Annotated in this window: 14 protein-coding genes; 6 read left to right on the forward strand and 8 right to left on the reverse strand. The window is 67.0% G+C overall.

The features are described from left to right. Positions 1-48 precede the first annotated feature (48 nt). Both U743_RS00925 and U743_RS00930 read left to right on the forward strand, forming a co-directional pair. Complete coding sequence (locus tag U743_RS00925) at positions 49-999, forward strand: MBL fold metallo-hydrolase (RefSeq protein WP_043764808.1); 951 nt, start codon at positions 49-51, stop codon at positions 997-999. Beyond that, positions 975-2,081: an aminopeptidase gene (locus tag U743_RS00930; RefSeq protein WP_052367373.1), complete on the forward strand. Its 1,107-nt coding sequence runs from the start codon at positions 975-977 to the stop codon at positions 2,079-2,081. The genes U743_RS00925 and U743_RS00930 overlap by 25 nt, the downstream gene beginning before the upstream one ends. Here U743_RS00930 and traF read toward each other — a convergent pair. Next, the gene (gene traF, locus U743_RS00935) at positions 2,078-3,385 is read right to left on the reverse strand and encodes a conjugal transfer protein TraF (protein ID WP_043764810.1); all 1,308 of its coding nucleotides are present in this window, start codon (positions 3,383-3,385) and stop codon (positions 2,078-2,080) included. The two genes, U743_RS00930 and traF, sit on opposite strands and share 4 nt — an antisense overlap. Before the next feature lie 105 nt (positions 3,386-3,490). After that, positions 3,491-4,465 carry an MBL fold metallo-hydrolase gene (locus U743_RS00940; protein ID WP_052368370.1) on the reverse strand — a complete coding sequence of 325 codons (975 nt, stop codon included), beginning with the start codon at positions 4,463-4,465 and terminating at the stop codon, positions 3,491-3,493. Between the two features lie 170 nt (positions 4,466-4,635). Between U743_RS00940 and cysS the strand changes: the two genes are divergently transcribed. Continuing rightward, on the forward strand, positions 4,636-5,997 hold the full coding sequence (cysS, locus tag U743_RS00945; protein WP_043764813.1) for a cysteine--tRNA ligase: 1,362 nt from the start codon (positions 4,636-4,638) through the stop codon (positions 5,995-5,997). Positions 5,998-6,265: 268 nt separating this feature from the next. Beyond that, complete coding sequence (locus U743_RS00950; RefSeq protein ID WP_043764815.1) at positions 6,266-7,087, forward strand: alpha/beta fold hydrolase; 822 nt, start codon at positions 6,266-6,268, stop codon at positions 7,085-7,087. 10 nt (positions 7,088-7,097) lie between these two features. Here U743_RS00950 and U743_RS00955 read toward each other — a convergent pair whose 3' ends face one another. Further along, positions 7,098-7,526, reverse strand: coding sequence for a PGPGW domain-containing protein (locus tag U743_RS00955; RefSeq protein WP_043764817.1), 429 nt, complete (start codon positions 7,524-7,526; stop codon positions 7,098-7,100). Between the two features lie 306 nt (positions 7,527-7,832). On the opposite strand from U743_RS00955, the gene U743_RS00960 reads away from it, so the two are divergent. Beyond that, the gene (locus U743_RS00960; RefSeq protein ID WP_052367374.1) at positions 7,833-9,185 is read left to right on the forward strand and encodes a DUF445 family protein; all 1,353 of its coding nucleotides are present in this window, start codon (positions 7,833-7,835) and stop codon (positions 9,183-9,185) included. A gap of 84 nt (positions 9,186-9,269) precedes the next feature. Next, complete coding sequence (locus U743_RS00965) at positions 9,270-10,220, forward strand: IS481 family transposase (protein WP_043764819.1); 951 nt, start codon at positions 9,270-9,272, stop codon at positions 10,218-10,220. Positions 10,221-10,259: 39 nt separating this feature from the next. Here U743_RS00965 and U743_RS00970 read toward each other — a convergent pair whose 3' ends face one another. The 5 genes from U743_RS00970 to U743_RS00990 form a co-directional block, all read right to left on the reverse strand. Next, on the reverse strand, positions 10,260-10,844 hold the full coding sequence (locus U743_RS00970; protein WP_043764821.1) for a DNA-3-methyladenine glycosylase I: 585 nt from the start codon (positions 10,842-10,844) through the stop codon (positions 10,260-10,262). Next, positions 10,841-12,175, reverse strand: coding sequence for a dihydroorotase (locus tag U743_RS00975; RefSeq protein ID WP_043764823.1), 1,335 nt, complete (start codon positions 12,173-12,175; stop codon positions 10,841-10,843). The genes U743_RS00970 and U743_RS00975 overlap by 4 nt, the downstream gene beginning before the upstream one ends. A gap of 52 nt (positions 12,176-12,227) precedes the next feature. After that, positions 12,228-12,818, reverse strand: coding sequence for a pyridoxamine 5'-phosphate oxidase family protein (locus U743_RS00980; RefSeq protein WP_043764826.1), 591 nt, complete (start codon positions 12,816-12,818; stop codon positions 12,228-12,230). A gap of 83 nt (positions 12,819-12,901) precedes the next feature. Beyond that, positions 12,902-13,552, reverse strand: coding sequence for a DUF3047 domain-containing protein (locus U743_RS00985; RefSeq protein ID WP_052367375.1), 651 nt, complete (start codon positions 13,550-13,552; stop codon positions 12,902-12,904). Positions 13,553-13,601: 49 nt separating this feature from the next. Further along, a complete protein-coding gene (locus U743_RS00990) occupies positions 13,602-14,084 on the reverse strand; it encodes a YajQ family cyclic di-GMP-binding protein (RefSeq protein WP_043764828.1) in 483 nt (160 codons plus the stop codon). Positions 14,085-14,149: the final 65 nt, after the last annotated feature.

The raw sequence follows: 14,149 nt of genomic DNA on the forward strand, positions 1-14,149 counted from the left end.
CCGATGGTGCTAGCCTTTTGCGCCGGACACCCGACGATTCGAGGACGCATGCGCGCTGCCCGCTACCAGAAGCTATCCGATCATCTGTGGTGCATCGACACCGAGCAGGTGCGCGACGCGCTCGCCTGCTGCTATCTCCTCGGTGATGGCGAGCATTACGCCTTCATCGAATGCGGCACCAACGAGGGCGTGCCACGTCTGCTGGCACTGCTCGACGAGCTCGGCATTGCGCGCAGCCAGGTCAGTCACGTCGTTCCCACGCATATCCACCTCGACCATGCCGGCGGCGCCGGCTTGCTGATGCGTGAGCTGCCCGAGGCGCAGCTGGTGGTGCACCCGCGCGGCGCGCGCCACATGATCGACCCCACTGCGCTGGCCAAGGGGGTGGCGGCGGTCTACGGCGAGGAACGCGCCGCCGAGATGTACGGCGAGCTGCTTCCAATTCCCGAGGCGCGCGTGCGCGCCGCCGAGAGCGGCGAGAGCATCGCCGTGGGCGAGCGGGTGCTGGAGGTCATGGATTCGCCGGGCCACGCCAAGCATCACTTCAGCCTCTGGGACGAAGCCACGCGCAGCTGGTTCACGGGGGATACCTTCGGCCTGTCCTATCGCGAGCTGGATCGCGACGGCGCGGCGATGGTGATGCCGACGACGACGCCGGTGCATTTCGATCCGGATGCCTGGAAGGCGACGATCGACGCCTATATGGCGCGCGAGCCGGCCTGCATGCATCTGACGCACTACTGCCGCGTCGACGAGATCGCGCGCCTGGCTGATGACCTGCGCCAGGGTCTGGATGACTACGTTGCCATCGCGCGCTCGCTCAAGGACAGTCCTAGTCGTCACGAAGCCCTCGTCGACGCCCTGGCAGCGCACGCGGTAGGAGCCGCACAGCGCCACGGTGCACCGCTCGCAGAGCAGGCCGTGCGCGATCTGCTCGCCCACGATATCGAGCTCAACGCACAGGGCCTTGGCGTGTGGCTGGACCGCGAGGCGGCCTGAAGCGCCTGCTTCTGACGGCGCTTCTGGCGCTGCCGCTGGGCGGCTGCCAGCTCGGCTACTTCGGTCATCTCGCAGCCGGCCAGATTGAGGTGCTGCGCGCGCGTCAGCCCATCGATGCCTTGGTCGCCGCTTCCGATACCGATCCGGCGCTGCGTGCGCGGCTGGAAGCCGTGCGCGACGCGCGCGCCTTCGCCGTAGAGGCGCTGGCGCTGCCCGATGGCGGCAGTTTCGGTAGCTTCGTGCAGCTCGACCGCGCCTATGTGTTGTGGAACGTCTTCGCCGCACCCGAGCTGTCGCTGCGGCCGAAGCAGTGGTGCTATCTCTTCCAGGGCTGCCTCGCATACCGCGGCTACTACGACCAGACACGTGCCCACACCGAGGCTGATCGGCTGGCCGACGAGGGCTTCGATACCTACATCTCCGGCGTGCCGGCCTACTCGACGCTGGGCTGGTTCGACGATCCGCTGCTCTGGTCGATGCTCTATTGGGATGACGCCACGCTGATCGAGACGGTCTTCCACGAACTGGCGCACGAGCGGTTCTATGTCGCTGACGCCACTGCCTTCAATGAGTCCTACGCCACCTTCGTCGGCCGCGAGGGCCTGCGTCAGTGGCGCGCCGCGCGCACCGATGCGCCGCCGGCCAACATCGCTCAGCGCTGCCGGCGCGCTGATTTCGTCGCGCTGGTCAGCGAGACGCGCGAGACGCTTCAGGCCGTCTATGCAATGGACGCGCCCGATGCGGTAAAGCGCGCGGCCAAGGAGGCGGCCATCGATGATCTGCGCGCGCGCTACCGCGACATGCGCGACACGCGCTGGGATGGCTTTGACGGCTACGACGCTTGGTTCGAGGCGCCCATCAACAACGCCAAGCTGCTGCCGGTAGGTCTCTATCACCGCTGGGTGCCGGTCTTCGCCGCCCTATTCGCTGAGGTTGGGCGCGACTGGACCGGCTTTCACGAGCGCGTCGAGGCGCTCGCCGGGCAGGAGCCGGAAGCGCGCCGGCGGCGGCTCGAAGCGTTGGAGCAGGGGTACGGCAGTGCGCGGGAGGAGCCCTCCCGCGCGCCGTCCACGGACTGCTAGAGCGGCAGCGAGAAGCCGATGCGCACGCCGGCGTTGCGCGGTGCCGAGGAGCCGTCGACCTTGGTCGAATCCAGCGCGTAGAGTGCGTCAATGTTCAGCACGCGGAAGAGCGTGATGCCGGCGGTCAGCGAGGTGATCTTGCTGCCAGCGAGATTCTGCTTGAGCCCGGCACGCATATTCGGCGCCCACCACGGTCCCTCGTAGCTCAGCCCCGCGCTGAGGAACTGATAGTCGTCGCCGGCGATGTTCTCGACGCTGTTCGTCTCCAGGCTGCCGAAGACGCGCAGGCCGGTCTCGCCGACGGCATACATCGCCTCGATCATGCCCTGGGTTTCCTGCCGGAAGCTGCGGTTCAGATCCAGCAGTCCCTGCGCGCCGAGCTCGGCTTCCAGTTCGCAGTCGGCCCGGTCACCGCCGGAGAGCGAGCCGCAGTCCACGCCCAATGGACCGAAGTCGAACTCCGGCGGCAGCAGGTTGCGCAGTGTCAGGCCCAGGTGGAACTGATCCGCGACGAAGGCCACGCCAGCGTCCAGCGCCACGCCGGTGCTGGACTCCTCGTTGCGATCGTAGTTGTCCTCGATGCGGTCGAAGGCATCCTCCTCGTCGTCGCTGTCGATGGCGCCCACGACCTGACTCAGATCGCCGCGGATCAGCGATATGCGGCCACCGGCCTGCAGCTCGCCGATGAAGGAACCGAGCCGCCAGCCCATCAGCGAGCGCCCGTAGCCGACGCCGACACGCTGGAAGATGCCACTCCGCAGCAGCGCGGCGCTATCGGTCTCCACGTCGAAACTGCCGTTGTCCTCGACGATCTGGAAACCGGCATCGATCACCGAGGCGTTGACGGAGGCAGCGACGTCGGCGTGCAGGGAGATGACACCGCCGAAGGCGCGAAAGACTACCGGAAGCGCCGGTACCGGCATGAAGAGATCAATGGTGGCGTAGCCGTCGCGCGCGATGTCCGCGAATACCGCTTCGGCGTCGTCGCGTAGCTGCTCTGCCTCTTGCTGATTGCTCACGCCGGCGTCGATGCGATCCTCGATGTCCTCGAAGCGCTCGGCGAAGTTGTCGGATTCGCCGATCTCCACGGCAAGGCTGGGCAGGTCCAGGATGTTGGTGCGGATGTTCTGATCGCTGCGCAGGCTCTGCGGTAGCAGGCCCGGATTGCCCTGGGCGAGCGGCAGCATGAAGCCGGCAGTGACGTGGCCGCTGCTGAACTGGCCGCCGTCGGCAAGATTGCCGGGTGCGGCGAGCGCACTGCTGCTGGCGCAGGCGGCGAGCGCTGCGAAGAGATGCTTTCTCATTGATTCCCCGATGATGCGTCCGCGGGTGCGGACTTTACCGGCTGATATGCCGGCCCCCGAGAGCATGCTGCCGGCTGCGGCGCAGTCCGCGCAAGCGCGTCGTGGTCAACGGGTGCGCGACAGGCGCTGAGTCGCCCCCAGCGGCACGGTTCGGAACTCCTCCTGCGGGATGCTGGCAGCAGCGACCGCAGCGCGCAGGCGTTCAGGGGGCTCGTCCATGGGCTCTGGAGTCAGCCGGAAGGTGCCCCAATGCATGCCGATGGAGGCGCGCGCGCCGACGTCCTGATGGATGCGCACCGCTTCCTCCGGGGTGACGTGCACCGGCTTCATGAAGTCGCGTGGCTCGTAGGCGCCGATGGGGATCAGGGCGAGATCCACGGGCGCGAAGCGCGCGCCGATGTCGGCGAAATCGCGCGAGTAGCCGGTGTCGCCGGCGAAGAAGACGCGAAGATTGTCGGCTTCCAGCACATAGCCCGCCCAGAGCCGTTGGTTGCGGTCGAAGAGACCGCGCCCTGAGAAGTGCTGCACCGGCACGGCGTGGATGCGCAGCGCACCGGCGTCGTGCTGCCGCCACCAGTCCAGCTCGGCGACATTCTCGAAGCCCTGATCGCGCAGCCAGGCGCCGAGGCCGAGCGGGGCGACCAGCAGCGGATTGTCGCGACTGCGCAGATTCTCCAACGTGGGCAGGTCGAGATGGTCGTAATGGTCGTGCGAGATCACGACGACGTCGATGCCGGGAAGCTCGGCGATGGCAATGCCGGGCGGCTGCAACCGCGCCGGCCCGGCGAAGGAGAATGGTGAGGCGCGCTCGCTCAGCGCGGGGTCGGTCAGGATGTTCTTGCCGCCAAGCTGCAGCAGGAAGCTGGCGTGCCCCAGCCAGGTGGCGGTGGGCTGATCGCGGTTGGCTTGCAGGAAGGCCAGTTCCGGCTCGGCGCGTGCCAGCTCGGGCGGTTCCCAGTCGCCGGTCTGCAGCTCCCAAAGAAAAGCCAGGAAGTCCAGCCCCAAGCCTTTGGCTTCATGCCCGTAGTTGTTGCGGAAGCCGTCGTCGGCGTGGTGGGACGGTCGATCGCTCTTGCTCATGTTGTCACCGGCGCAGGCTGTGGCCGCGGCCGCGAGGACGGTCGCGCCTAGCAGCCGGCGGGGGATGGATGTCGCATTCACGCATAGAGCTTATCGTCGCCCGGCCTTTCGTGGTCGTCGTGCAATGACAAGGTAGACTTTTGCGCCCGCGCGCAGCCCGTAACCGACACATGCAACTGCACAACACCTTCAGTGGCCGCAAGGAAGACTTCGTTCCCGGTGACCCAGAACGGGTGACGATGTATGTCTGTGGACCGACGGTGTATTCCTATGCGCACATCGGCAACGCGCGTCCCGCCGTGGTCTTCGATGTGTTGGCCCGTGTGCTGCGCCGGCGCTTTGCCCGCGTCGAGTACGTGCGCAACATCACGGACATCGACGACAAGATCAACAAGGCCGCCGCCGAGCAGGGCGTGGGTATCGAGGTCATCACGCAGCGCTTCGCGGCCGCCTATCACGAGGACCTGGAAGCACTCGGCGTGGCGCCGCCGGATGTCGAGCCGCGCGTGACCGAGCACCTGCCCGACATCATCGCGATGATCGAGCGTCTGGTCGCCAAGGGGCACGCCTACGAAGCCGAAGGCCACGTGCTCTTCAACGTCACCAGCTTCGAGGACTACGGCAAGCTCTCCAAGCGCGATCGCCGCGAGATGGTGGCCGGCGCGCGCGTCGAAGTGGCGCCCTACAAGAAGGACCCGGCCGACTTCGTGCTCTGGAAACCCTCCAGCGAAGAGCAGCCCGGCTGGGACTCGCCCTGGGGGCGTGGCCGCCCGGGCTGGCACATCGAGTGCTCGGCGATGAGTGCGGCGCTGCTCGGCGAGACCATCGACATCCACGGTGGCGGCCACGACCTGGTCTTCCCGCATCACGAGAACGAGCGCGCGCAGAGCTGCTGCGCGCACGGCGCGCAGTACGTGCGCTACTGGGTGCACAACGGCTTTCTCAACGTCAACAGCGAGAAGATGAGCAAGTCGCTGGGCAATGTGCTGCTCGTGCGCGACCTGCTGGCGCAGGCGCCGGGTGAGGTCGTGCGTCTGGCACTGCTCACCGGTCACTACCGACACCCGCTGGACTGGAACGACGACACTCTGCCGCGTACACGCAAGCAGCTGGACAGACTCTACGGCGCGCTGCGCGACGTCGCGGACGTCGAGGCCGAGGACATCGAGCCGCCGGAGGCCTTCGTCGCGGCGCTGGAGGACGACCTCAACACCCCGGCCGCGCTGGCCGAACTCTTCGAGCTGGCGCGGGCGCTGAACAAGGCCGGCGACGACGCCGAACGCGCCCGACTGAAGGGGCAGCTGCTGGCTGCCAGCAAGCTGCTCGGTTTCCTCGGCCAGTCGCCGGAAAGCTGGTTCGCCGGCGACACCAGTGATCTCGGCGCCGAGCAGATCGAGAACCTGATCGCCGCGCGTGACGCCGCGCGCAAGGCCAAGGACTTCGCCGAAGCTGACCGTCTGCGCGACGAGATCACGGCGCTGGGTGTCACCATCGAGGATTCCCCCCAAGGCACCCGCTGGCGGATGGAGTGAGCCGCGACCGAAGCGCCGGTGGCGCTTCGCAGCGCGGCGAACGCCGGGGGCAGGAAGCCCCCGGCCAGGTCACTTGGTGAGACAGGAAGTCGAGCTTAGTGACCGCGGCGGTCCTCGCAAAAAAGGTGGCTTGCCTGGGGGCGTGGAAGACTCAGGCCATGGTGCAAGCCGCGACCGAAGCGCTGGTGGCGCTTCGCGGCCGTGGTATCCGCCCGCGACGGCGGCGATACTGCGCCCGCTTCGGTTGAGCGCAGGGAGACAGAAAGAAATGACGAGCGAATTTCATGATGTACAGGGCGCCAAGGTGCATGTCTGGCGGCAGGGCGAGGGACGGCCATTGCTGCTGCTGCATGGCAACCCGGACAGCCATCGCAGCTGGCTGCCGCTGATCGAGCGCCTGCCTGCGGGCATCGAGGCCATCGCGCCGGATCTGCCGGGCTTCGGCGAATCGGCGATTCCGCGCGATCAGGACATCAGCCTGGACGGCCAGGCGCGCTGGCTGGACGCGCTGCTCGACGCGCTTGCGCTGGAGCAGCCGATCGATCTGATGGTGCACGACATTGGCGGTGTTCTCGGCCTCGCCTGGCTGCTGCGCCATCCCGAGCGCGTGCGGCGTGTCATCGTCAGCAACACCATCTTTCACAGCGACTATCGCTGGCACTTCTGGGCGCGCGTCTGGCGCCGCCCGCTGCTCGGCGAATTGAGCATGGCCATGCTGGGCTTGCCTCTGGTCGGGCGACGCCTTTTGGACCCGACCTTGCGCCTCGGCGGTCCGGGGCTGTCCAAGGCCCAGCGCGACGTCATCTACAGCGACTATCACGCTCGGGCGCGGGCGCAGGTGCTGCGACTCTATCGCGGTACCAACCCCGAGAAGTTCGCGGCGGAGGAGGCTGTGCTGCAGGCGCAACTGGCACGGATGCCAGTGCGTGTCATATGGGGGCGGCGCGATGTCTTCATTCCGGCCGAGTTCGCGCAGCGCTTCGCGACAGTCGATGTCCACATGATCGATGATGTCGGCCACTGGGTGGCTGCCGAGGCCCCGGAGCGTGTCGCCGCGCTGGTAGCCGAGCATCTGCAGGCCGGCGGCTGAGTTCGCGCGCTCAGCGCGCCTGAAGTGCGCCGTCGAGCTGTAGCGGTGGCAAGCCCTGGCGGGCGCGCAGCCAGTTCAGCGTGCGTAGCACGCTGGGTCGGCTGACCAGCCAGCGCTCGGCGCGGTACTTGCCCGGGAAGTTGAGCAGACTGACGCCCAGCAGAATGGTCAGCACGCCCTGACCGGGTGTCACCAGCATGATCAGCCCCATGCACAGCAATACCAGTCCCGCGATATTCTTCAGTGCCAGCAGCAGCAGACGCGTGGCCGGGTGCATCGTCGACGGGATCACGGGCTGGCGATGCGCGTGCGCGAAGTAGTCGACCGGAATGCGCGCGGCCAGCCAGGGCACGACGGCAAGGCTGGCGACGAACATCAGCGCCGAGGCGGCGCCCAGCCACCACAGCAGCGCCTCCCGAGCCTCAAGCCATTCAAGCATGATCGGAAAGGCGAAGGCTGTACGTCAGGCAACCATCCTTCATGCCCATAGTCGGCGTCCCGACGCGGGCGCGGCTTCTCGCGACCAAGTGAATGCCACGGCGGGTGGGCGCCTTAGCGTTCCGGCCGCGTGGAGATGATGGAGTGGCCGGGCTCGGGCGGCGGCGAGGGCCTCTGGCGGTGGCGGCATGGTCTCAGTATGCCGCGAGGGTGGGGTTCAACGCCACGCCCGTACGCAGCAGAAACCGGCCAGCAGAGGGCATGATGAGACGCCTAGGGCGCCGCGCGCCCGCGCCGAGGAGAAGTCATGACGCGGGATGTCACCGCCTGGGATCGCAGCTTTCGCCATGCGCTACTGCTGGCGACGGCCGTTTTCGCCGCGCTCGACTACTGGCTGGGTGCGCAATACGGGTGGCCGCGCTCCGGCTTCGTGATCTGCGTGGCTGGTTGCGTCGGCTACTTCACCAATTATCTGGCCATCAAGATGCTGTTTCAGCCCAAGCGCGGGCGGGTGTTCGGTTGGCGCGGACTGGTACCCAAGAACCAGCCACAGATCGCGCGCAGCCTCGGTGAGAGTGTGCAGGAGCAGCTGCTGTCGCCGGACATACTGCTTGCCTATATCTCCGAGAAGCGGCTCATCGATGTGGGCACGCAGGGATTGGCTGATTGGGTGGACATCAATCTGCAGAAGCCGGAGGTCCGGCGCGAGATCGCGGCCCTGCTCGTGCGCCTGCTCAACGAGCGTGGCCCGGAGTTGCTGACCGCGACCTTCGATCTGGGTGAGGAAGCGGCCAAGGGTCTGGCGCGCAACCCGCAGGCCATCGAGACCTATTGGCAGCGCGTGCGCGCCGCCCTGAGCGCCTTCTCGGAGGACCCGGACAATCGCGAGATGGTCGCGCGCACGATCCGCCAGCTGCTGCGCCAGCGGGTGCCAGAGGTCGCCGCCTGGGTGGACGACGCCATCGAGCGATACCTGCAGAGTCACCGCGGCGTGGGGCGGATCGGTATGGGGCTGAAAAGCCTGCTATCCCTTGATGAAGCCGCCATCGAAAATATGCTGGTGCGCTTCAGCGAGGATAGCGGCCTGGCTGAGGAGGGCCTGCGCTTGCTCGATGCCATCATGGCCTCGGTGCAAGCCGATCTTGCTTCGGAGAAGAAGCAGGCGCAGCTGCAGCAAGAGCTCGAGAGCTGGATCGAGACCGTCAGCGGCCTATCGCGCGAGCATCTGCTGCCGGCGATGGTCGATCAGATCGGCGATTACCTGAACAGTGGCGAGAACTGGGCGCAGATCGAGAGCGCCTTGATTCGGCTGCTGCAATGGCTGAAGGCGCGCACCCTGACGCTGCTGGAGGCGCCCACCGGGCAGGATTACGTGCGCGCGGCCATCGAGCGGGCGGTGCAGCAGCTCAATGTCACCGAGTTGGTCGAGCAACAGGTGATGCAGCTGGATACCGACGAGCTGGAAAAGATGGTGCTGGACAATACTGGTGGCAATCTCACGATCATCCAGGTGCTCGGTGGTTGCCTGGGGCTAGTGGCCGGCACGGTGCAGGTCCACTTGCTGTTCGCGGTGCCCATCGCCGTGGGCGTGGGCGCCGTGTGGGTGGCCTATCGCTTCAACGAGTACCGCCTGCGTCGGCAGGATGCTCGCGGCGCCTAGATGTGATCTCTCAGTAGGTTGTTCATCCGGGGTTGTCTCCCCGAAGCTTCAGGTGCGACCCAATCCACTTGAGGGAGGCCCCGGATGAACAGCCATAAACATGCCCGTTTAACGGCCCATGGTCGAGCCCTTCTGGTTCGCCGGATGCTGGAAGAAGGGCTTCGGGCGGAGGAAGCGGCCCAGGCGATGGGCGTCAGCGTGCGCACCGCCTACAAGTGGCGCCGCCGCTACATCGAAGAAGGTGAAGCCGGGTTGCGGGATCGCGGTTCGCGCCCAGCACACTGCCCGCATCAGACGGCACCGTCCCAGTGCGAGCGGATCATCACGCTGCGCCGCAAGCGGCGCACCTACCGCGAGATCCATGAGTGCACCGGGGTCTCGATGGCGACGATTGGCCGCGTCCTGCAGCGTGCGGGGCTCAATCGGCTGTCCGTGCTGGATCCACCTCGGCCGATCCGGCGCTATACCTGCGATCGGCCTGGCCAGCTGCTGCACCTGGATGTGAAGAAGCTCGGGCGCTTCCATCGGCCGGGCCATCGTGTGACAGACAGCCGCCGCATGACCTCGCGCGGGGCGGGCTGGGATTACGTCCACGTCGCCGTCGATGACGCTTCCCGCCTGGCGTTGAGCACGGTGCATGCTGATGAGACCGGGCGCAGCGCGTGCCGGGCGCTGATCCAGGCCATCCGCTACTACCGGGGCTTCGGCATCACCATCGAGCGGGTCATGACGGACAACGGCGCCTGCTACAAGTCCCAATGCTTCGCCCGGCTGCTCCGCCGGCTGGGTATCCGCCACATCCGCACCAAGCCCTACACGCCGCGCACCAACGGCAAGGCCGAGCGCTTCATCCAAACAGCCCTGCGCGAATGGGCCTACGCCCGCAGCTACGACAACGCCGACCAGCGCACCGAGCATCTCCCCGCTTGGCTCCACCAGTACAACTGGCACCGACCACACGCCAGCCTGAACTACCAACCACCCGTCAGCGCACTCGGCTTATCCGTGAACAACCTGGTGGGTTTACACACCTAGACGCCGGCTCGGTCAGCAGAAGCTGACGATGACGGAGGTTCAGGCCCCCGGCGCCCGGGTGATCTCGGCGTGCCGGAAGCAGCCCGTGAGATGGTCGTTCACCAGTCCCGTGGCCTGCAGATAGGCGTATACGATGGTGCTGCCCACGAAGCGGAAACCGCGCTGCTTGAGCGCTTTGCTGATCTGGTCGGACAGCGCCGTGCTGGCGGGCACATCCTGCATGCGGCGCCAGTGGTTGACGATGGGCTCGCCGTCGACGAAATCCCAGAGGAAGGGGGCGAGGCCGCCGCACGCTTCGCGCAATGCCAGATAGGCGCGAGCATTGCCGATGGCGGCGTCGATCTTGAGCCGGTTGCGCACGATGCCGGCGTCGTGGAGCAGCCGCGTGCGATCGGTCTCGTCGAAGCGCGCCATCGCTTCCGGGGCGAAGTTCGCGAAGGCGGCGCGGAAGTTGTCGCGCTTGGCGAGGATCGTGCGCCAGGACAGCCCGGCCTGCGCGCCTTCCAGGATCAGGAATTCGAAGAGCGTGGCTTCGTCATGCTTGGGCACGCCCCATTCGGCGTCGTGGTAGGCGCGTTCGATGTCGCTGTTCTCTGCCCAGTCGCAGCGCAGCGGCTCGCTCATGGCCGCGCGAACTGCAGACGCTGGCCGACCGGGCGATCGGATACCGTCCGGCCATCCCAGACCGGCACGCCGTTGACGTAGGTGGTGTCGACATGGTGCCGAAAGCTGGTGCCCTCGAAGGGTGACCAGGCGCACTTGTAGAGCAGGCTCTCCGGCGTGACGTCGGTGTGATGCTCGGGGTTGATCAGCACCAGGTCGGCGAACTGGCCCTCGGCGATGCGGCCGCGATCGACGACGCCGAAGCGTTCGGCCGGGGCGTGGCTCATGCGCTCGACGGCGGTGGGTAGGTCGAAGACGCCGTCGCGCACCAGCTCCAGCACGACGAGCATGGCGTGCTGCACCAGCGGCAGGCCGGCCGCCGCGCGCTTGTAGGCGTGGTTCTTCTCTTCCAGCGTGTGCGGGGCGTGGTCGGTGGCGATGATATTGAGCCGGCCGTCGGCCACCGCCGCGCGCAGTGCGGCGCGATCCTCGGCTTTTTTTATAGCCGGATTGCACTTGATGCGCGCGCCCAACGCCTCGTAGTCGGCGTCGGAGAACCAGAGGTGATGCACGCAGGCCTCGGCGGTGATCTGCTTGCCGGTGACCGGACCGGGTTCGAAGAAATCCAGCTCGCGCGCGGTCGTCATGTGCAGCACGTGCAGGCGACTGCCGTGCTTGCGCGCCAGGCCCACGGCCAGTTCGGTGGACTTGTAGCAGGCCTCGGCCGATCGGATCAGCGGGTGCGCGGACATCGGGATGTCCTCACCAAAGCGCTTGGTGAAGTGTTCCTCGTGGGCGACGATGGTGGGCGTGTCTTCGCAGTGCGTGGCGATGATGCCCTCGAAGCTGCCGAAGATGGCGTCCAGGGTGTCCGGATCGTCAACCAGCATGTTGCCGGTGGAGGCCCCCATGAAGATCTTCAGCCCGCAGGCCTCGCCGGGCGGCAGCGCGCGGATTTCCTCCAGGTTGTCGTTGGCGGCGCCGAAGTAGAAGGCGTAGTTGCCGTGGGCACGGCCCTCGGCCAGGCCGTACTTCTCGCGCAGGCGCTCGCGGGTCACGGTGTTGGGCAGGGTGTTGGGCATCTCCATGAAGCTGGTGATGCCGCCGGCTACGGCCGCGGCGGATTCGGTGGCGAGATTGCCCTTGTGCGTCAGCCCCGGATCGCGGAAGTGCACCTGGTCGTCGATCATTCCGGGCAGCAGCCAGCGACCCTTCGCATCGACGACCCGGTTCACGTCATCGGCAGAAATCTGGCTGTCGACGCGCGCGATGCGCTCGCCGTCGATGAGCACGTCGCCCTCCCGAATCCGGCCGTCCGTGACGACGCGGGCGTTGCTGATCAGCGTTTTCATCCAGGCGCTCGTCGCTGGGCTGGGGCAGCCATCATAGCGAGAGCAGGCGGCCTCAGGGCGCGAGCCACATCCCGCGCCAGCCTTCGCTTTGCTGCCAGCGTGCGCGCCGATGGCCCTCGGCAGCCAGGTGCAGCCATTCCAGGCGTTCGGCCTGCAGCAGCAACGCGCGGAACTGTGTGCGGCCGGGGTCCGGCGCGTCCGTCTCAGGCTCGGGATGCCGGTAGCCGTCCGGCGTCGCGATCACGCTACCCGGCCCCGGTTCGATGCGGTAGCAGGTGCGGCTCATCGGCTGCGCGGCCTGCCAGGCGGCTTCGGCCGTGGCGTCGTCGCCGTGCAGGCTGATGCGGCCGCGGACACGCAGCTGCAGCTTGCTGCGGGTGTCGTAGACCAGCAGTGCGGCGCGATTATCGGCGGCGAGCTGTGCGCACTTGGCGGAGCGCGTATCCGTGTGCATGCGCAAAGTCGTCGCATCGGCGTCGGCTGCGCGCAGAATCACCGCGCGCAGATCGGGCGCGCCCTCGGTATCCACGCTGGCGAGCTGGGCGAGATGGAAGCCGTGGTGCCGGTCCGCGCAGCCGCGCGCGAGTTCCTGCCAGGCGTGCTGCCAGGCGGCGTCGAGATCGTTGTAGTAAGCGCTTGGCACGAAGGGCTAGAGGCGGGTGGTCGTTGACTGCTTACACATTCTGCCCCGCCCCGAGAAGCGCCCGGGCTGTGTGCGGCCCCGGCTCAGTCCGTCCCTGCGGGCAGGAAGCGGATGGCGCCGTACCAGGCTTCGGCGGTCTGCCCGGCGTTGTCGCAGTCGGTCATGATGGCCACCACGTTGATGCTGTCCAGCTCGCGGTCGTGGAAGCGCTGGAAGTCCTCGCGCAGATTGCGGCGCTGGCTGTGCCAGCCCTTGTCTTCCGGCACGCCCGAGGCCACGGCCAGCATGTGCGCGCGGTCGGTGAAGGGGTTGGCCCAGTCGCTGCCCTCGGGCTGGGTATTGGCCCAGACGTAGTTGATGGCGCGCGTGCGCCAGCGCAGTACGCTGTGGCGGTCGACGACGTAGATCCGCGCCGGATAGTCGTCGCCTTCCTTGCTGTGCGGGTCGAGTCCTTCGTAGACGGCGTCGACGCGCCAGCGCCATTCCATGATCGGCGTTTCGTCCAGGTCGATTTTCTTTTGCAGCACGTGGCCGGAACCGGTGCTGTCATTGCAGCGTGCGTGCACGGCGTGTTCACCGTCGCGCTCGGCACGGGTGTATTCGGTTTCGCCGTTGAAGCTGTGCGTCTGCCAGTCAAGGATGTCCGCTGGAGCGAAGTGCAGGCTCTGGGCGGCAGCCGCAGCGCCGGGCAGCATCAGAACGAGCAGCAGCTGCGGGGCGATTCCTTTGAGCATGCGCGGTAGCACCTCGATAAAGCGGAGTGGTACCGCTCCCAGCCTACGCCTAGTCGCGCAGATTCTCGAACTGCAGAGGCAGATCGGCATCGGTCTTGCGCAGCAATGCCATGGCGGCCTGCAGGTCGTCGCGCTTCTTGCCCGTGACGCGTAGCTTTTCGCCGTTGATCTGGGCGTCGACCTTGAGCTTGGCGTCCTTCAACGCCTTGATCAGCTGCTTGGCCTCGGTCTTCTCGATGCCCTGCTTCATCGCCACCGCCTGCCGCGCGCGGCCCAGGCTGATTTCCGGCTCCTTCTCGTCGATGGCCTTCAGGTCGATCTTCCGGGCGGCGAGCTTGCCGCGCAGGATGTCCATCATCTGCTTGAGCTGGAAATCGCTGGGGGCTTCCAGGTTGATGATCGAGTCTTCCAGCGAGAAGCTGGCCTCGACGCCTCGGAAATCGAAGCGGTTCTCCAGCTCACGGCTGGCCTGGTCGACGGCATTCGTGAGCTCGTGCTTGTCGACTTCGGAGACGACATCGAAGGAGGGCATGGCGGTTGCGGATTCAGGGTGGGCGCACAGCGTACTGCGCGCGCCGTGCCGGCGGTAGTCACCGC

It is taken from the genome of Algiphilus aromaticivorans DG1253, from assembly GCF_000733765.1.
GTDB lineage: Bacteria > Pseudomonadota > Gammaproteobacteria > Nevskiales > Nevskiaceae > Algiphilus > Algiphilus aromaticivorans.